Genomic DNA, 18885 nt, shown 5'->3' with positions numbered 1-18885 from the left:
AAGGGAAACATTCATTAATTCAGCATGGTGATTTATTTAAAAAGGAGTAATCTGCATTTTGATGTGCTCACTTCAAGTGAGGGTATCAATCATTTCAAATACCAATGCCTGTATAAAACAACTAAGAGCATCACTTCAAGTGATACTCTCAGAACCCTATGGGAATTTCTTAATGATTTCGATATTAGAATTGATTGATTGTTTTTCGAATTGCAACCAATTTGGTCAGCAAATCTTCCAAATAATCAAGGTGTAGCATGTTCGCACCATCCGATTTTGCATTTGCAGGATCAGGATGCGTTTCGATGAAGATACCATCAGCACCAACAGCGATACCTGCCTTGGCAACCGTCTCGATTAGTTCAGGACGTCCACCGGTTACACCACCAGCCTGGTTTGGCTGTTGCAAAGAGTGAGTAATATCCAAAACAACAGGACAATTGTTTTCTTGCATTACTGGAATGCCTCTGTAATCAACAATCATATCCTGGTATCCAAACATGTTTCCTCTATCGGTAAGCACCACTTGATCGTTACCTGATTCACGAACTTTGTTTACCGCAAACTTCATGGATTCAGCAGCCAAAAATTGTCCTTTCTTGATGTTAACAACTTTACCTGTTTTTGCAGCAGCTACCAACAAATCAGTTTGACGACAAAGGAATGCTGGAATCTGCAATACATCTACATATTCTGCAGCAATGGCAGCTTCTTCCGGATTGTGGATATCTGTAACGGTTGGAACTCCGAAAGTATCGCTTACTTTCTTAAGGATTTTTAGCGCTTTTTCGTCACCAATACCAGCAAAAGAATCCAATCTTGAACGGTTGGCTTTGCGGTATGATCCTTTAAAGATGTATGGAATTTCAAGTTTGTTGGTAATTTCAACAACTCTTTCAGCAATTCTCATGGCAATTTCTTCGCCCTCAATGGCACAAGGACCAGCTAAAAGAAAAAAGTTACCACTATCGGTGTGTTTAATATTTGGAATATTTTCAATCATGATTTACGGTTTTATTCATGGCAAAAGTAAGCAATTTTGCTTCTATTCTGATTATTGTCTGTATATTAATTCTTCTGCTAAAAGTCGATTCTTTGCTCAAGCCGCAAGGGCTCTTACTTTCTCCATTGATGAGAAAGTAAGCAAAGAATCTAGGGCGCTTAAGCCCAAACTACTGATACTTGAATAACATTAAGTGCGGCGGGGTGATCTTCGAACAAGTTCTTAGCTTCCCCGTCTTACTAAAAGTTATTCTACGTATAATCAGCTTGTCCTTAAGATGCCCTAAAGCTACAAACAGGCTTTGTTGCTTTAGTTAAATCACTGCTTTGAGTAATTAAAAACGATTCTTCCACCAATTTTTTAATCTCTCCCAAATTTTTGCTTCTTGAGCATTTTGTTGTGGGATATACAAGCGTTGATTTTTAATTTCTTGTGGCAAATAATCCTGTTCTACAAAGTTACCTGGATAATCGTGAGAATATTTGTAATTCTTTCCATAATCCAGATTCTTCATCAATTTGGTAGGCGCATTTCTCAAGTGCAGTGGCACAGCCAAATTACCTGTTTCTCTTACCAATGCTTGCGCCTTGCCTATTGCAAGATAGGAAGCATTACTTTTGGGTGATGTAGCAAGGTAAATGGCAGTTTCCGACAAGATGATTCTGGATTCGGGCATTCCAACCAAATTAACGGCCTGAAAGCATGCATTGGCAAGCAGTAAGGCATTGGGATTGGCCAACCCAATATCTTCGCTGGATGAAATTACCAGTCGGCGAGCAATAAATTTTGGATCTTCACCACCTTCCAGCATTCGGGCCAACCAATATACAGCTGCATCCGGATCGCTCCCTCTAATGGATTTGATCATTGCGGAAGCAATATCGTAATGCTGCTCACCATCTTTGTCGTACATCGATGGGTTTTCCTGAAGTTCCTTGGTCACCAATTCATTGGAGATGATGATTTCATCGCTGGTTTGAGAGTTGATTACGAGCTCAAGGATGTTTAAGAGTTTTCGAGCATCACCACCTGAAAATTTTAGCAGAGCATCCTTTTCTTTGATGTTGATGTTTCTTTCTTTGAGGTAGCTGTCGTTCTCAATGGCATGATCGATCAAGTGCTCCAACTCTTCTTTTTCCTGTGCTTTAAGTACATAAACCTGGCATCTTGAAAGAAGTGGAGAAATAACCTCGAAAGAAGGATTTTCAGTAGTAGCACCAATTAGGGTTACAGTTCCATTCTCAACCGCTCCCAATAAAGAATCTTGTTGCGATTTGCTAAATCGGTGAATCTCATCGATAAACAGAATCGGGTTTGGAGAAGAGAAAAACCTTTGACTTTCGGCTTTGGCAATTACTTCACGAACATCCTTAACACCAGAGTTAACTGCCGATAACGTGTAGAATGGACGATTCAGCTGATTCGCAATGATTTTTGCCAGAGTCGTTTTGCCAACTCCGGGAGGTCCCCACAAAATGAAAGAGGAGATGTTTCCTGATTCTATCATTTTGCGCAGTACGGCTTTCTCGCCAACCAAATGTTTTTGTCCAAGATAATTGTTTAAATCTTTTGGACGCAGGCGTTCAGCTAAAGGTTGATTTGGTGTCATTTATTTTATCGTTCCATCCTGATGTCAGGATAATTTTTTAATCTTGTTTGTTACAATATCGCTTGATCACATTGTATGCATCAATTAATCCAAGCTCACCAGCCTTACTCAAATCTTCGTATGCCAATGTTTTATCATCTAGGAATAAATAAATTAGCCCACGATTGTAATATGCTTCTTTAAAGTTAGGATCTAATTGTAAAGCCCAATCATAATCGGCAATGGCTTTCTTAAACTGTTTCGATTTTGCATAGGCATTAGCCCTATTGAAAATTGCAAAACCAAAGCTTGGATCTAATTGAATAACCCTGGTGTAATCTTTAATTGCGCTGGAGTAATCAACAATCACCTCATTTTTATCTTTTTTATCATCCGGTCTTAAGCTTACCACCGATTCATTTCCAGTTCCAATGGATTGGATGTAATCCGTCATGGCAACCAATGCGTTGGCGCGATTGAAATATGCAAAAATCTGGTTTTTATCTTTCTCAATAGCCTTGTTAAAATCATCAATGGCATTATTGTATTTCTTATCCATTAACTGATAGGTTCCCCTGTGGAAATAAGCTTTGGCCGGATTGGATTGAATTTGATTTTGAGCAATGGAAATTTGTTCTTCAACCAATGATTTTGGATATCTTCTTTTGTGATTGGAAATGGTAAAGGCAGGACTGTAATTCTGCTGCTGGTTGTACTTCATGATCGTTTGATCGTAATACTGAATTTTTCCTGCACGCAAGCTATCCATGCTCAAGTGTGTAATGTGAAAGTTGTCTTCCAATTCGATGCTTACACGTTTGTCCTGTACGCGTCCTTTAATAATCTCTTCGGTAAATGATTCTCTCGAATTCAAGTCAATTAGACGCTGAAAGTTTTCTGTTGTATCAACAAAGGCTGACATTTTGCCTTCGTTTTTCATTTTCTTGTACCTGTCGATAATCTGTAACGCCTGATGTCTATCCTTCATAGCGCCTTTCTCATCATTTAAATCACGTTTTACGGATGCCCTTGCCAGATAGGCTTTTGCAAAATCAGGATAGATTCGAATGGCAGTACTAAAATCGGCCATTGCACCATACAAGTCTCCAATATCGGTTTTTACAAATCCCCTGTTAAAATATATTAACATGTTATCGGGATTCATCTCCAATACATTGTTGAAATCATCAATTGCAGAATTGTAGTCACCAATTTCGGATTTTAGCAAGGCTCTATTGTAGTAACAGTGAGCATTGTTTGGATCAATTTCAAGCACTTTGTTGTAATCATCCATGGTTCCCTTTAAATCTTTTAAGCGGTAATTTGCAAAAGCTCTCGCCATAAGAACTCTTGTGTTTTCCGGTTCAAGTTTTAAAGCGCGGTTGTAATCCTTTATTGCTTCGTCGTAATCTTCTTTTTTGAATTTCAGATACCCTCTGTTTCCAAAGGCATGGGCCGAGAAGTTATTTAGCTGAATGGCTTTGTTGCAATCCTTTATGGCTCCTTCAATATCATCCAGATTTTCACGTGCGATGGATCGATTTAAATAAACGCCCAATATTTCAGGATCAATTTGAATGGCTTTGGAATAATTTTCTTCTGCACTTTTGTATTGTTTTAAGGATAGCAAGCTATTCCCCTTGCTAAAATAGATGTCTGCCATATTGGGTTTAAGTAACATGGCCTTATCGAAATCAATGATCGCACCCTGAAATCTTTTTAGTGCATTTTTAGCAATTCCCCTGTAGAGAAAAGCAAAAGTGTAATTGGGATTTAGCTCAATGGCTTTGGTATAATCAACAATTGCACCATTGTAATCCTCAAGATGAGATTTGGCCAATCCTCGAAAGAAATAAGGTTCAGGTAAATATGGTTTTACTCGGATAATATCATTGAATTTGTTGATTGCTTCGGTGTAATCATCAAAATAAATTGCACTCCTACCTTTATCGAAAATGTTGTTGGTGTTTAATTGTGCCTTTAAAACTATAGGGCAGGATAATATAATCAGAGAGATAATAAGCTGAACAAATCTATTGCGCATTGTATTCTTTTTTGGTGAGCTTGAGTTATGAATTACAAATTTATAAAAATAAAAAAACCTTCTTTTAAATAATCACTCTATATAACAAGAACCGAGCCATTTCATTTTTATATGTTCTTAAAAAATCTTAAATTATAAAGAGATAAACTAACTAATTTGGAGGTGGATATGGACAATATTTTGTTAAAATACATGGAGAAAAGGTATGAATCAAAAATTATCGATCCTAAAAAGGAAATGTTTTGTGAAGGACCTGTTGTTACCATCTCTCGTGAGTGCGGATGCACAGCAATCAATATTGCAAATAGCTTGGCTGCTAGGCTAAGTGTAAAAACCGGAAAGAGATGGACTGTTTTGACCAAGGAAATTCTTGAGCGATCGGCAAAAGAATTAAATTTGGATCCCGCTAAAATTGAATATGTTTTTAATTCTATGGAAAAATCAACATGGGATGAGATTCTGGCAGCTCTGTCGAGTAAGTATTATCAAAGCGATAGAAAAATTAAAAAGACAATTGCAGAAGTGGTAAGGTCGTTTGCATGTAAAGGAAACTGTATCATTATTGGTAGAGGAGGTGTGGTTCTGACCAATGATATTGTAAGATCATTTCATGTAAAATTGCATGCGCCTTTGGATTGGAGGGCTTCTCAATTGCAGAAAATTTATAAGTTAAGCATGGAGGAGATGCATAAGTATGCAGAAGAAATTGATAAGAAAAGAGAAATTTTGAGAAATTACTTTAACAAAGAGCCATTGTCGGCAACTGTTTTTGATGTAATATACAATTCAAAAACTTTGCGAGAAGAGGATATTGTAAATTCCTGTTTGGACCTAATGGAAAAAAAAGGAGTTTTGGGCAAGCAAATTGTAATGGGTTAAATTAACTCACAATAATATTATATCGAGCAATAAAATGGGAGTACTGTTTACGCATACTCTCATTTTTTATTGGGAAAATCAGAAAAATATAGGATTAATCTAAAACATGTGTTAAACTGACAATAGTTCTTGTTTAAGGATTTGCTTTTGCTAATTTTGCAAGCGTTTGAATACATTATAACAAAATACATAAATGTTCATTGTCAATTGATCAGTAGTATGATAGGGGGTTAATTGATGTTGGAATCTAATTCCAAACGAACACTAAATTATTAACAAATGAAATTAAAATTCTTAAGCGTTGGACTTTTAGCAGCAGGCTTGGCATTTTCGGCTTCTGCTGGCGTGAAAAAAGATGAGAAGAAAAAAGAAGCTTATCAGTTTTCTGATATCAAAAGATTACCTGCAACATCTGTAAAAGATCAGCACAGATCAGGAACATGTTGGTCATTCTCAGGTTTGTCATTCATCGAATCAGAAATGATTAGAATGGGTAAACCAGAAGTGGATTTGTCTGAAATGTTCGTAGTATACAACTGTTATTCAGATAAAGCGAAAAGACATGTTAGAATGCATGGTAATTTCAACTTTGGTGGCGGTGGAGCCTTCCACGATGTTACTTATGTTTTGAAAAACTACGGTATCGTTCCTGAAGGAGTTTACGAAGGATTAAATTACGGCGAAGAAGGACATACTCATGGTGAGTTGGATGCTGTTTTGAATGACTACGTTACTGCTGTAATCAAGAATAGAAACAAGAAATTAACTCCGGTTTGGCACAAAGGTTTCGATGGTATTCTGGATTCTTATTTGGGAGAGAAGCCAGAGAAATTTGAGTACGAAGGAAAAGAGTATACGCCAAAGTCATTTGCTAAGGATTTTGTAGGTGTGAATGCTGATGATTATATCGAAATTTCATCATACACTCACCACCCATTCTATGAAAAATTCATTATCGAAGTTCCTGATAACTGGTTGTGGGATGAAGTTTACAATGTTCCATTGAATGAAATGATGGAAATCATGGAGAAAGCAATCATGGATGGTTATACCATTGGTTGGGCTTCTGACGTAAGTGAAAAAGGTTTCATGTACAGAAAAGGGATCGCTATTGTTCCTGAAACTGAAACTAAAAACATGACAGATTCTGAAATTTCAAAATGGGAATCTCTTTCAAAAACTGAGAAAGCTGCTAAATTAAGTGGAAATGCAGGTCCGGTTAAAGAGAAGGAAATTACTCAAGAAATGCGTCAAGTAGCATATGATAACTACACAACTACTGATGATCACGGTATGCACATTGTAGGTATTGCAAAGGATCAAAAAGATAACAAATACTTTATAGTGAAGAACTCATGGGCTGATGATAGCAACAAGTACAACGGATACTTTTATGCATCATTCCCATTCGTAGCATACAAAACCATGTCTTTCATGATTCACAAAGATGCTTTGTCGAAAGAAATGAAAAAGAAATTGGGATTGTAATCCCATCATAACAAAAAAATAGCCCGGCTTTGAGTCGGGTTTTTTTGTATCCATTCGGTTTATTTAGTAGTATATATTATATTTTATAACATTAATAACTTTAAATTAATGATTAATGTTAAAAAAAACTATTAAATTAGTATTTCTAAAAATTGAAAATAATTTAACTATGAAGAAATTAATCTTATTTGCAGTGATCTGTTTATTCAGTTCTGCATTATTCGCACAAGTGTCGTCTCCTGTAAACTTTGGTTTGCACGCAGGTTTGGTAAGTACTAAAATTGATTCTGAAATTCCTGATGCCACAACAATAAAGGATAAGTCAGATAACGGAATGATGCTTGGTGCTTTTTTGAGAATTAATTTGAACAAATGGTATTTACAACCGGAATTAAATTATGTTTCTCGAAAAAGTGAATTAGTTGTTGACGGTATGGGGTTTGATATTAAGAGAAAAAGTTTGGATATACCAATGCTTTTGGGTTATAAGCTTGTAAAACTTCCAGCTTTTAAGTTAAGAACATTTGCAGGGCCAGTTGCTTCTTTTAAAATCGACGATAGCTTTAAATCTACTTTAATGGAAGTTGATGAGGATTTTGAAGGAGCTGTTTGGAATGCTAAAGTAGGAGCAGGTGTTGATGTTTGGAAACTTACTTTGGATGTAGATTATGAGTTTGGATTAAGTGATGTTTCATCAGAGTTCCTAAAGAAGAATAAAATGTTTAATGTAACATTAGGATTTAAATTGTTCTAATCAGATCATATAAAGTATTGAAACTGCTGAAATTATCAGCAGTTTTTTTTTGTCTTTATTTTTTTAATTTTATTTATTTAAAACAATAAAGAGATAAATTTGTAGTCGACCAAATCACGACCTAAAATGATATTACCTTCTGATACCAAAATTTCATTGTTAAAGAAATTAGATTTTCTGGCCGAGCTGGATGAGAAAGTCTTTACTTACCTTTCTGAAATTGTTGAAACAAAGAATGTTCCTGCAGGAAAAAGCATTTTTACCATAGGAGACCCAGGAGGAGCAGTATATGTAATCGCCGAAGGATGTGTACAAATTCACGATGAGGATCACATATTTATTGAGTTAAAAGAGGGAAGAAGTTTTGGAGAGTACGCATTAATCGATACCGATACTCGTTCGGCTTCGGCAAAAGCGAAGGTTGATAGTGTTTTGTTGCAATGTACACAGGCGAACTTGAGAGAAGTTGAACTTAAATTCAATATTAAGATTATTGATACAGTTCTGATTCCTTTGCAGAATATCAGAAAGCGTATGATGGTGAAGGATCAGTTGGAGGAAGAATTGACTCGCCAAAAGGTGATGATTGAAAAGCAAAGAAAAGAGCTGGAAAGGTTAAATGCAACAAAAGATAAATTCTTTTCCATTATTGCACATGATTTAAAAAATCCTTTTGCATCATTAATTGGAGCTTCCGATTTTCTGGTAAATAGTTCAGATGAGCTTAGCAAAGAGCAACTTCACAATTTTCATGAAATCATTAATCAATCGGCTAGAAGGGGATACAAATTGTTGGAAAACCTTTTGGAATGGGCCCGAATGCAAACAGGTAATATCGAATTTAAACCTAAACAGGTTGATTTATGGAATTTGGTAAACGAAGTGGTCAATTTACTAACCGGAAGTGCAGAGCACAAAGAAATTTGTTTATCAGCAGAGATTGATGAAAACCTTAAGGCTTTTGTTGATGAAAACATGATTGATACGGTAGTTCGAAATTTGGTAAGCAATGCCATTAAATTTACTCCTCGTGGGGGCGTGATTAAAGTCAGCTCACAGGTTGTAGGTCAATTTATTGAAATTACAGTAGCCGATAACGGGATAGGAATTACACCGGAAAATATTAGCAAATTGTTTAAAATTGATGAAAAGGTAAGCAAGAACGGTACAGAAAATGAATCAGGAACCGGACTTGGCTTAATTCTTTGTAAAGAGTTTGTTGAGAGGCATGGTGGAGAGATTAGAGTTGAAAGTGAATTGGGCAAGGGAAGTAAATTTATTTTTACGATTGCTGTTTGATAACCTCTTTAAAACTTCTGCGTAACATCTTAGCATCTGCCTATAATGTTGATATTTCACTTATATTGGGCAAGTATTTCTTATCAATTCAAATAAGATATGAGGTGTTTACGCAATTTATTAATCATTTTTTTTCTGTTTAGTTCAATTGTTGCTTATTCCAATGGCAGAAAAAAAATACTTGTTCTTCATTCCTATCATCAAGGTTTGCGTTGGACCGATAATGTAAACCTGGGTATTCAATCGGTTATGGATTCCGTTGGGAATAAATATGAGCTTGATTACGAATATCTTGATACCAAAAGAAACCCATCACCCGAATACCTTGAGAAGCTAATTGAATTGTATGATTTGAAGCTGATGAAGGAAAAATATGATGCAATTATTGTGTCTGACAATAATGCACTCTCCTTTGTTCGCAATCATGGGGACAAATATTTTAAGAATACTCCTATTGTTTTTTGTGGGATCAATCATTTTAAAGATGAAATGATTGAAGGAATGCAAAATATAACTGGTGTAGCCGAAGAGGTTGACTGGGACGGAGTAATTGACCTAATTCTTAAGACAAGGCCTAAAACCAAACAACTTGTTGTAATCAATGATAATATAACTACAACGGGAAAACTCAACAAGTTATCCCTGATTGATATACAAAAAAAGTATAAAGATCAATTGGAGTTTATCTATTACGAAGATAAAACTATGGATGAATTGGTAACCGATGTAAAAAAAGTGAAAGGTGATACATCCATTTTGTTACTTACTTTTAACAAAGATAAACAAGGCAAGTTTATAAGCTTTCAGGATAATTTGGATCTTTTGATTCCTGCCAGTAAAGTTCCGGTTTATATTGCATGGTCATTCTATGTTAACGATGGTGTAATTGGAGGGAAAATTGTAAAAGGAAGTTTCCATGGCGAGATGGCTGCAAAAATGGTAGATAATATTCTAAATGGAACACCTGTTGATTCTATTCCCATTTACAGAGAGCCTTTGGATCAATATGTTGTAAACTACAATGAAATAAAACGATTTAATATTGATGATGGCGTTTTGCCAAAGGGAACATTTCTTCGAAACTCGCCTCGATCTTTTTATAGTGAACACAAGGATTGGGTTCATATTGTTCTGGGAATTTTATCCATTTCTACCATTATTATTATAGTTCTATCGAGAGCTATCATAAGGAGAATAAGAGCGGAACGCGCTTTAATCAAAGAAAAAGAACGATTAAAAATATCAGTCAAGCATGAGCGATTACTTGGTATTATTGGGCGTTTGCTGAATGCTTCTGCTGATTTTAAGCATGTTTTGGATGATGTTTTAAAATTGATGACAGAGGAATTAAATGTGGCCAGAATTAGTCTTTTTTCGATTCAATCCTCCGATGATTCTGCGGTGAAAATTAAAAGTAGAGTATCTACCAAAGGGAAAAATATAAAAGATGTAGATCAGTTTTATTTTTCGGAATTGGAGGATGTTATTGCGCGTTTGCAAAAGCATAGGAGTATTGTTTCAAATGATCTTTCTAATTTAGGAGATAAGGAGAGAGAATACTATCGAAAAAGAAATATCAAGTCTGTAGTAATTTTACCAGTGGTTGTTGAGAAAAAAGTGCTTGGATTAATGGGATTTTCTCAAAATCAGCAATACAAATGGACAAGAGATGAAATTTCCATCTTCCTAAGTACTGTAAATATGATTGCCAATGCATGGGAGCGAAATTCGCTGATGGAAGCAAGAATCGAGGCAGAACAAAAAAATATGGATGCCATTCGATTGTTGGAAGAATCATCTCGATTGGCCTCTATTGGAGTTATGGCAGCAGGAATTACACATGAAATTAATCAGCCATTAAATGCCATAAAAATTACTGCTGATAGCGTATTGTTCTGGCAAAAAAGAAACCCTGGTGAGTTGCCTGAGATGTTTACCAGAAAAATTAAGACCATATCTGAGGGGACAGAGCGAATTGACTCCATTATTAAACACATGCGTAAATTCTGGGAGAAACCAAGGGATATTGGAAGCGAAACGGTTGACATGCTAAGTGCGGTTAATAGTGCTTTATCTTTGGTGGAAAGACAAGTTTATGATCACAGTATTGAGCTACAAAGTGATTTGTCTGGGGAGAAAATTTTAGTGCATTCCAATTTCATACAGTTTGAGCAAATTGTTGTTAATTTGATTGTAAATTCGATTCATTCACTGGATAAGGTGAAAAAGAAATCCAAGCGAATTTTAATTAGGTTGAGCAAGGATAAGGAATATGGAATTTTTGAAATCCATGACAATGGAACAGGAATAGATGAAGAAATTCAAGAAAAGATTTATGATCCATTGTTTACAACTAAAGGACCAGAATCGGGAAGTGGATTAGGAATGGCCATTGTAAAATCTTTTATAGATCGATTTCAAGGAGACATTTCCAACTATAACAATGCCGACGGAGGTGCAAGCTTTATCGTTAAATTTAAATTACAAGAGTAAATTTCTTTATAAAACCTATTAATCATGAGGATATTAATTGTTGATGATGATATTTCCAGTGGAGCTGCAGTTGCCGAATTCATTGAGGAGCAATTAGGACATCAGATTAGTTTATGCCATAATGGTGAGGAAGCATTAAGTTTAATGCAAACGGAAGATTATCGAATGGTAATATCCGACATGAGAATGCCTGGTATTTCGGGTTTGGAATTGTTGAGGAGGATTAAAAGTACACAAGAAGGTAAGGCTATAGAAGTTGTAATTATGACTGGATTTGGCGACATGGAAACCTCCATTGAAGCCTTACGAGGAGGTGCTTATGATTATCTCCTAAAGCCTGTTAATATAGAGGAATTGGCTATATTAATTGAAAGAGTTGCTGAGAATATTAGACTAAAAACTGAGAATCGTGATTTAAAAGAAAATTTCGAAAGAAAAATAACCTCCGTTAAAAAAGATGAGGCAGAAAGAATTCATTATTACGAGACTACCATTAGAGAAATTACTTCGGTTGGTAAAATAGGTGTGTTTTCGGATGCTATGCGTGGAGTAGTTCGAATGGCAGAGCAATTTCATGAAGATCGATCGGTTCCGGTATTGATTGAAGGTGAAACGGGTACTGGTAAGGAAGTAATGGCAAGATTGGTTCATTTTGGTCATGAATCAAATACCCTGAAGCCTTTCATTTCAATAAACTGTTCGGCCATTTCTCCAACTTTGTTCGAAAGTGAGTTGTTTGGGTATGCCGATGGTGCTTTTACTGGGGCTAAAAAGGAAGGTAAACCAGGGAAATTAGAGTTGGCACAAGGCGGAACATTATTTCTTGATGAAATTGGAGAAATGCCTCTGGATATGCAACCAAAATTATTGAGAGTACTGCAGCAGAAAGAGATGTACCGAGTTGGAGGCAGTCAGGCCATTGATTTGGATGTGCGAATTATTTGTGCAACCAATCGGAATTTAAAAGAAATGGTTTCTGAAAAAACCTTCCGAAGCGATTTGTATTACCGATTGAATACTGGTCGTTTATATATTCCATCTTTGAAGGAAAGAAAAGAAGCTATTCTGTCGTTTTCACAGATCTTTTTAGATCAATATGCCAAAAAACGAGGTCGAAAATTTAAGTTCATAAGCAAGGAAGCTCAGTCAATACTTAAGGATTATAATTGGCCAGGAAATATTCGAGAATTAAAAAACACCATAGAAAGAGCGACCCTCTTGTATAATGATATTCAACTAAAAACTGAGCACATTAGATTTCTTCAGGCAGAAGATGAGGAGATTGCAGCGGGGGATCAACCACTTATTCCAGGGCGAATTGTACTACCTGATAACGAACTTCATATTGAGCAATTGGAATTGGAAATTGTAAGGAAGGCTCTAAAAAAATTCGATAACAACAAATCCAAAACTGCAGAGTATTTAGGAATAACCCGAAGTGCTCTTCGTAGCAGAATGAATAAATTGTAGCGTTTTTAAACTTTCTTAAAATGTGAAAAAATTCCACAGTCGGGGAGAAATTTCACACTTTTAAATCGGCAATGAATGTGCAATTTTGCCCAATTGTGCGAATTTGTCACAAGTTTAGAATTAAGTGTGCAGAATTGAACACTTTTGATGTGAAAAGATCGTGACTGTGTCGGTTAGTAATGTGCAGTATATCAGCAGTATAGCAAAACTTGAGTTTTCTTAACTTTTAGTATCATTCTTTGGCATTCCTTTTGTCTTTTAGATGGTAGTTTTAATTAAAAATCTAAAAGGTATGGAAGTCAGAACATTTACACAGAAGCAAAATTTATTTTCGACAGAAAACAGGAGAGACCTTTTGGATTCATTTTTAGCGAATTCAAACCAATTGGGAAATGACTCTCTTAAAGTAGATCAGGAATTATTTATTGAAGCGGCAAGCAAGGAAAACGTTCAGTTTGAATTTATTCGCTTGAATAGTATTGACCTACACAAAAAGTCATTTGAGATTAGCAATGCTAAAAATGCAATAATTGAAGCAGAATATGCAATTGCTGATTCAGGAAAATTGATCATTGATACTCAGGATTCAGATCAATTGTTGACCATATTCTTGGCAGAGACCTTACATATTATTGTTCCTTCAAGTAAAATCTTACACTCAATGGATGATTTGGAATTGATTAAAGGGAAAAGAGCCATTGATGTGGGCAGAGGCATTGCCAGCTTAACAAGTTCTGGCAGCAATAAGGGCTTAAGCTTTTCCTCTAAAGCAATTAAGACTTTGGTCTACGTAATAGAAGATTTGTAAAATTTGGGGCGAATGATTATTCGTCCTTTTTTAATTTTCAATTTTAATCTTCTCTTTTTCCATCTGAGCGCGTCCCCAAGCTCCAATATGCTCTATAAATGGAATCAATTCTTTTCCAGTTTCGGTAAGCGAATATTCTACTTTTGGTGGAACAACAGGATAAACTTTACGATTGAGCAAATTATCTTCCTCCAATTCGCGTAAAGTTTGGGTTAACATCTTTGATGTAATATTCTGAACCATTTTTTTAAGTTCTCCATATCTTAAAACATTGTTATGCTGATGGATGTACCAAAGAATACGAGCTTTGTGTTTTCCACCTATTCTTCTAAATGCGTAATCTAAAGCACAAATTGGAGTATCTGATTTTTTTTTAGTCATATTTAATTTTTTCTACTATATAAAATACTGATAATCAGTTTTAGTATCTAAAAAGATACTATATATGAAAAAAGTATGTACTTGCTGCAAAGATAGATATAGGATATTTTTGAAGCAAGAAAAATAATATCGTATGAAAGCAAAAAAAGAAGAAATATTAAAAGCGCATGCATATCGTCGCGCAATAAAAGTTTTTGAAGAGGATCAGAAAATCTCTGATGATGATTTTGAGTTTATTCTTGAGGTTGGAAGACGTTCTCCAAGTTCATTTGGGTGGGAGCCTTGGAAATTTATTGTAGTGCAAAATAAAGACCTACGCGAGAAATTGTCAGAACCAAGTTGGGGAGCACAAAAGCAATTGGCTTCGGCAAGTCACTTTGTAATTCTTTTGGCTCGTAAAGGCAATGAAATACGTGTTGGATCGGAATATCTAAAATACAAATCGAAAGAGGTAGATAAACTTCCAGCTGATATTGAAGAGATGAAGTTAAAATTCTTTGGCAACTTTATGGATAATGAGTTCGATTTAACGGATGATCGTAAAATTTTTGACTGGGCTTGTAAGCAGGTTTATTTGCCATTTGCAAATATGATGACGGCAGCGGCTCAAATTGGAATTGATTCATGCCCAATTGAAGGATTCGACAGAACCAAGGTTGAAGAAATATTAAGCGATGAAGGAATTGTAGATACCACTAGACTTGGTGTTGCTGCAATGGTAGCCTTCGGCTATAGAAAAGAAGACTCACCCTTCCCACAATCACGTTTTCCAATGGAAGAAATTGTAGAGTGGGTGAAATAATTCATTAAAAGGGAGATGCTAAGATCTCCCTTCTATAGCTATATTTATTTCTTGTGGATTACAAGTTCCAGTTTTTAATAATCTGATCAATTTTTTGTTTTGCATTTGCAAATTCTGATTCGATGCTATCAGGATTTCCACTACTAGCATGAACAAAGTCATAATCCGTAATGCCCATAAAATCGAGCTCTATTTTTAGAAGAGTTTTTACATTATCTAGAAATTCATAATCACCCAGATATTTACCTGCACTGGTATAAAGTGTTACAAACTTCATTTTATTCATTAATCCAACGGGAGCTCCATTTTCATATTTGAATACTTTACCGCTTTGCATGATCGCATCTAAATATACTTTTACGATTCCTGGTAATGAAAAATTGTGCATAGGAAGAGCTAGTAATACCAAGTCAGCATTCATAAATTGTTCATTTAGGGCATCTATTGGCTTTATGGATTCTGATTCTATTGAATCAAGTTGCAATCCACCAAAGTTTCTTTTGGTATATGCCGCTAATGTAAGTTCATCGAAATATTTTGGAGGAGATTTAAGCAAGTCAACTTCCATGATATTGTGTTCTGAACTTAAATTTTCTGTAAAGTGGTTTAATAAACCAAGAGTATTCGATTTACTTCCTGATGGTAGGTATTTTACTATTAAAATATTCATGATCTTTTTGTTTTTAATTGGAATGGCATAGAATTAATCCCACTTAATACTTGATGAGAAATTAAATGCTAAGGATAATGTCTAGAGTGAAAATATCTCCAATGGCTTTATCGCCTAAGTTGTCAAAGAATGAGTTTGAACCATATCGAACATCAAATTTTGATCGGTCAACCTTAAGTTGTGCGGTGTAAGTGTTTCCATTTTTAAAAACATCAAAGCTTAGGCTTTCCGTTTTGCCTTTGATGGTTAGTTCTCCGGTAACTTTTGCCTTACCATCTGCAAAATTTGTTGCCTTGCTTACCACAAACTTCGAGTTTGAATATTTCTCAACTCCAAAGAAATCATCTGACTTTAAATGGCCAACTAATTTTTGATTGTATCCCTGGTCTTCAATATCAGTAACGGTAATGCTGTTCATGTCCATTACAATTTCACCGCCAACAATTTGATCATTCTTTAAAGAAAGGAATCCATGTTCAATTTTGATTTCTCCGTTATGAGATCCACCTATTTTTGTTCCAGTCCATTTAACTTGAGATTCATTAATCTTAACTTCGTTTTTTTGTGCAAATACTGATATGCCAATTACAAACAATAGCACCAATAATAAACTTACTTTCTTCATGACTTATAATTTATTTGTTGTATTAAATTGAATTCTTCTGATTTGAATTTCTTTTAATGCAAATGTAAATGCATGAAATCTTGAAGTACTTGACCTGTGTTAAGAAATAAAATTGATCTAAGTCAAGTGAAGTTTGAAAAAAATAGATAATAGGGTTGGAGGAGAAATATAAAATCAGAATTTCTAACGATTATTTTTCTTTCTGATTCTACTAAGACTTTCTGGTGTTATCCCAAGGTAAGAGGCAATATATGTAAGTGGAACTCTTTGAAACATATCAGGATGTTCCTTTAACATGTCGTTGTATCTGTCAATGGCAGGTTCCCACATATTTGCATTTAAGCGCTTTAGTGTGTTTACATACGCCTTTTGAAAAAGGATTCTAAAGTAACGATCAAAAGCAGGAACTTCATCATATAACTGATCCAATCGATCTTTCGAAATGCGAATATACTGAGTGTCCTCAAGTGCTTCAATGTAGTACTTCGAAGGTTTTTGACTGAAAAAACTTTCAAGGTCACCAATCCAATTATTATCAAACCTAAGATGATAGATGTGCTCAACTCCTTTATCATCTATATAATAAGTACGCATGCATCCTTTTACAATGAAATAATTGTATTTGCAAATTTCTCCCGGTACCAAGAGATCTTTTTTCTTTCTAATCGTAGCTTGTTCAAATGCGGATAAAATTGCTGATTCATCATCCTTGGTGATGTTCACCCATTTTTTTACGTAGTAGATAAGTTTGTTTTCTTCAGGAGTAGTCATTGCAATTGATTTCTTTCTTGAACTCTAAAAATAGATGTGAGAGTTGAATTATGCAAGAAGGCAACTTCCATAATTGGAAATTGCCTTCATATTTATTCTTTTATTTGGAGTTTACTCTTTGTTCTCGAAAACATGCTTGGCGTAATTTAAGCCCAATTCGTCATACTTTTTTCTAAAGGTGGATAATCTCATTTTAAAATCATCCCAGTTTTTCATTTTTTTCTGCGACCACAATGATTCCGAAAGGGCAGTTAATCTTGGTAACAGCATATATTCGGCATATTCTTCAGTTCCGATGTATTCTGTCCATAAATTTGCTTGACCACCCAAAATGTATTTGTGTTTGCTTACTTCCAATTCATCTGGAGTAGGATCGAAAGAATAAACCTTTTCTACAGGAAGAAAACCGCCAATTGCAATGGGTTCATTGGTTCTGTCTTTGGCTTGATAATGATCAAAGTAGCAATGAGAGTTTGGCGACATGATTACATTGTGATCAGCATTTGCAGCGTCAATACCACCCTTACTGCCTCTCCACGACATCACTGTAGCATTTGGAGCCAAACCACCTTCCAGAATTTCATCCCATCCAATGATATTTTTTCCTTTGTTGTTCAAAAACTTCTCTATGCGTTGGATAAAATAGCTTTGTAGTTCATGTTCATCCTTTAAGCCGTGCTTTTTTTTTCTTTTCTGACAATGCGGACATATTTTCCAGTTTCCTTTCGGACACTCATCGCCGCCAATGTGGATGTATTTCGAAGGGAACAATTCAATTACTTCGCTTAGGATATTTTCCAGTACCTCAAATGTTTCTTCCTTTCCAGCGCAATAAACATCATCATATACGCCCCATGATTCCTGAACAATTTTAGGGGTTCCTTTTTTTTGTGCTTCTTTTGATCCTTCAGAAATCATATTTTTAGGTACGATGCTTTTTTCTTTCGGGAAACAACTTAAGAAAGGGTAGGCGGCAATAGCAGCACTGCTATGACCAGGAAGTTCAATCTCCGGAATTACAGTGATGTAATTTTTTGCTGCATAAGCAATAACTTCTTTTACCTCGTCCTGAGTATAATAACCACCATATTTCAGGTTGTCATTTTTACTCCCAGGGAAATTGCCTACAATGGTTCCATTTCTCCATGCACCTACTTCGGTTAGTTTTGGATATTTCTTGATTTCGATTCGCCAACCTTGATCTTCGGTCAAATGCCAATGAAATGAATTCATTTTGTGCATTGCCAAAATATCAATGTATCGTTTAATGAAATCTATCGAAAAGAAATGACGGGCTACATCCAAATGCATGCCTCTGTAAGCATATCTTGGGGCATCATTGATAAGAGTAGCAGGAATACTGGCAATCTCAGCAGATTCATTTCCCAAAAGATCTTTATTTTGAATTAGTTGACGCAAACTTTGTATACCATAGAATACACCTTTGGCGGTTTTACCACTAATTTTAACCTCATTGCAATCAACCGATAAAGTGTAAGCTTCGTCAGATTTCAACGAAGAATCTATAATCAAATTAATATTGCCCTTAGTTTGATCTGAAAATATGATTTTTTTACCTGTTGAAAGTGATAAAATCTCTGCAAGATAATGACCTTCGGCTTCCAGATTTTTGCTACCTGATACTTTAGTGTTTTGATCGATAACAAACCGACCATTTTTAACTTGTAAATCAATTGGTTTAGGTATAATGGCATAATCCCGATCGGAATTTACGTAATCCTTCATTTTATTATTGCAGGATGCTAAAGTAAAAATGCATGCCAAAGTTAAGAGTAGATTCTTCATTGTT

General features: G+C 35.3%; 16 protein-coding genes. 8 read left to right on the top strand and 8 right to left on the bottom strand.

Translation table 11 applies throughout. From position 1 onward, the window contains the following. Nucleotides 1–184: 184 nt before the first annotated feature. From kdsA to M0051_RS01340, 3 genes are all read right to left on the bottom strand, one after another. A complete protein-coding gene (gene kdsA / locus M0051_RS01350; RefSeq protein ID WP_268189437.1) occupies nt 185–1003 on the bottom strand; it encodes a 3-deoxy-8-phosphooctulonate synthase in 819 nt (272 codons plus the stop codon). Nucleotides 1004–1337: 334 nt separating this feature from the next. Continuing rightward, entirely contained in the window at nt 1338–2612 is a 1275-nt protein-coding gene (locus M0051_RS01345; protein ID WP_306739754.1) for a replication-associated recombination protein A, read from the bottom strand. A 37-nt stretch (nt 2613–2649) separates the two neighbouring features. Next, nucleotides 2650–4635 carry a tetratricopeptide repeat protein gene (locus tag M0051_RS01340; RefSeq protein WP_306739753.1) on the bottom strand — a complete coding sequence of 662 codons (1986 nt, stop codon included), beginning with the start codon at nt 4633–4635 and terminating at the stop codon, nt 2650–2652. A gap of 168 nt (nt 4636–4803) precedes the next feature. Here M0051_RS01340 and M0051_RS01335 point away from each other — a divergent pair, with 168 nt between their 5' ends. From M0051_RS01335 to M0051_RS01305, 7 genes are all read left to right on the top strand, one after another. After that, nucleotides 4804–5514 (top strand): AAA family ATPase, encoded by a 711-nt coding sequence (locus tag M0051_RS01335; RefSeq protein WP_306739752.1) that lies wholly within the window; start codon nt 4804–4806, stop codon nt 5512–5514. Between the two features lie 279 nt (nt 5515–5793). Continuing rightward, entirely contained in the window at nt 5794–7002 is a 1209-nt protein-coding gene (locus tag M0051_RS01330; protein ID WP_306739751.1) for an aminopeptidase C, read from the top strand. 169 nt (nt 7003–7171) lie between these two features. Then, on the top strand, nt 7172–7756 hold the full coding sequence (locus tag M0051_RS01325; RefSeq protein ID WP_306739750.1) for a porin family protein: 585 nt from the start codon (nt 7172–7174) through the stop codon (nt 7754–7756). Nucleotides 7757–7882: 126 nt separating this feature from the next. Continuing rightward, nucleotides 7883–9055, top strand: coding sequence for an ATP-binding protein (locus M0051_RS01320; protein ID WP_306739749.1), 1173 nt, complete (start codon nt 7883–7885; stop codon nt 9053–9055). 99 nt (nt 9056–9154) lie between these two features. After that, nucleotides 9155–11548 (top strand): ABC transporter substrate binding protein, encoded by a 2394-nt coding sequence (locus tag M0051_RS01315; RefSeq protein WP_306739748.1) that lies wholly within the window; start codon nt 9155–9157, stop codon nt 11546–11548. Nucleotides 11549–11572: 24 nt separating this feature from the next. Next, on the top strand, nt 11573–13018 hold the full coding sequence (locus M0051_RS01310; protein ID WP_306739747.1) for a sigma-54 dependent transcriptional regulator: 1446 nt from the start codon (nt 11573–11575) through the stop codon (nt 13016–13018). Between the two features lie 292 nt (nt 13019–13310). Beyond that, nucleotides 13311–13826: an LUD domain-containing protein gene (locus M0051_RS01305; protein ID WP_306739746.1), complete on the top strand. Its 516-nt coding sequence runs from the start codon at nt 13311–13313 to the stop codon at nt 13824–13826. A gap of 30 nt (nt 13827–13856) precedes the next feature. On the opposite strand, the gene M0051_RS01300 is transcribed toward M0051_RS01305, so the two are convergent. After that, entirely contained in the window at nt 13857–14207 is a 351-nt protein-coding gene (locus M0051_RS01300) for a helix-turn-helix domain-containing protein (RefSeq protein ID WP_306739745.1), read from the bottom strand. Nucleotides 14208–14340: 133 nt separating this feature from the next. Between M0051_RS01300 and M0051_RS01295 the strand changes: the two genes are divergently transcribed. After that, nucleotides 14341–15009 carry an NAD(P)H-dependent oxidoreductase gene (locus M0051_RS01295; protein ID WP_306739744.1) on the top strand — a complete coding sequence of 223 codons (669 nt, stop codon included), beginning with the start codon at nt 14341–14343 and terminating at the stop codon, nt 15007–15009. Nucleotides 15010–15067: 58 nt separating this feature from the next. Here M0051_RS01295 and M0051_RS01290 read toward each other — a convergent pair whose 3' ends face one another. The 4 genes from M0051_RS01290 to M0051_RS01275 all read right to left on the bottom strand — a co-directional run bounded on the left by M0051_RS01290 (nt 15068) and on the right by M0051_RS01275 (nt 18881). Next, a complete protein-coding gene (locus tag M0051_RS01290) occupies nt 15068–15679 on the bottom strand; it encodes an FMN-dependent NADH-azoreductase (RefSeq protein WP_306739743.1) in 612 nt (203 codons plus the stop codon). 61 nt (nt 15680–15740) lie between these two features. Beyond that, on the bottom strand, nt 15741–16304 hold the full coding sequence (locus M0051_RS01285) for a YceI family protein (protein ID WP_306739742.1): 564 nt from the start codon (nt 16302–16304) through the stop codon (nt 15741–15743). Between the two features lie 183 nt (nt 16305–16487). Further along, complete coding sequence (locus M0051_RS01280; RefSeq protein WP_306739741.1) at nt 16488–17075, bottom strand: Crp/Fnr family transcriptional regulator; 588 nt, start codon at nt 17073–17075, stop codon at nt 16488–16490. Between the two features lie 111 nt (nt 17076–17186). After that, on the bottom strand, nt 17187–18881 hold the full coding sequence (locus M0051_RS01275; RefSeq protein ID WP_306739740.1) for a beta-N-acetylhexosaminidase: 1695 nt from the start codon (nt 18879–18881) through the stop codon (nt 17187–17189). Between the last annotated feature and the right edge of the window lie 4 nt (nt 18882–18885).

It is taken from the genome of Marinifilum sp. D714 (assembly GCF_030851345.1).
Taxonomy (GTDB): Bacteria; Bacteroidota; Bacteroidia; order Bacteroidales; family Marinifilaceae; genus Marinifilum.
Note: the sequence above shows the minus strand (reverse complement) of the source record. Positions and strands in the feature narration are given on the sequence as shown.

Coding starts and splice junctions, on each gene's coding strand:
- kdsA (WP_268189437.1), bottom strand. CDS start 1,003: ATGATTGAAAATATTCCAAATATTAAACACACCGATAGTGGTAACTTT.
- M0051_RS01345 (WP_306739754.1), bottom strand. CDS start 2,612: ATGACACCAAATCAACCTTTAGCTGAACGCCTGCGTCCAAAAGATTTA.
- M0051_RS01340 (WP_306739753.1), bottom strand. CDS start 4,635: ATGCGCAATAGATTTGTTCAGCTTATTATCTCTCTGATTATATTATCC.
- M0051_RS01335 (WP_306739752.1), top strand. CDS start 4,804: ATGGACAATATTTTGTTAAAATACATGGAGAAAAGGTATGAATCAAAA.
- M0051_RS01330 (WP_306739751.1), top strand. CDS start 5,794: ATGAAATTAAAATTCTTAAGCGTTGGACTTTTAGCAGCAGGCTTGGCA.
- M0051_RS01325 (WP_306739750.1), top strand. CDS start 7,172: ATGAAGAAATTAATCTTATTTGCAGTGATCTGTTTATTCAGTTCTGCA.
- M0051_RS01320 (WP_306739749.1), top strand. CDS start 7,883: ATGATATTACCTTCTGATACCAAAATTTCATTGTTAAAGAAATTAGAT.
- M0051_RS01315 (WP_306739748.1), top strand. CDS start 9,155: ATGAGGTGTTTACGCAATTTATTAATCATTTTTTTTCTGTTTAGTTCA.
- M0051_RS01310 (WP_306739747.1), top strand. CDS start 11,573: ATGAGGATATTAATTGTTGATGATGATATTTCCAGTGGAGCTGCAGTT.
- M0051_RS01305 (WP_306739746.1), top strand. CDS start 13,311: ATGGAAGTCAGAACATTTACACAGAAGCAAAATTTATTTTCGACAGAA.
- M0051_RS01300 (WP_306739745.1), bottom strand. CDS start 14,207: ATGACTAAAAAAAAATCAGATACTCCAATTTGTGCTTTAGATTACGCA.
- M0051_RS01295 (WP_306739744.1), top strand. CDS start 14,341: ATGAAAGCAAAAAAAGAAGAAATATTAAAAGCGCATGCATATCGTCGC.
- M0051_RS01290 (WP_306739743.1), bottom strand. CDS start 15,679: ATGAATATTTTAATAGTAAAATACCTACCATCAGGAAGTAAATCGAAT.
- M0051_RS01285 (WP_306739742.1), bottom strand. CDS start 16,304: ATGAAGAAAGTAAGTTTATTATTGGTGCTATTGTTTGTAATTGGCATA.
- M0051_RS01280 (WP_306739741.1), bottom strand. CDS start 17,075: ATGACTACTCCTGAAGAAAACAAACTTATCTACTACGTAAAAAAATGG.
- M0051_RS01275 (WP_306739740.1), bottom strand. CDS start 18,881: ATGAAGAATCTACTCTTAACTTTGGCATGCATTTTTACTTTAGCATCC.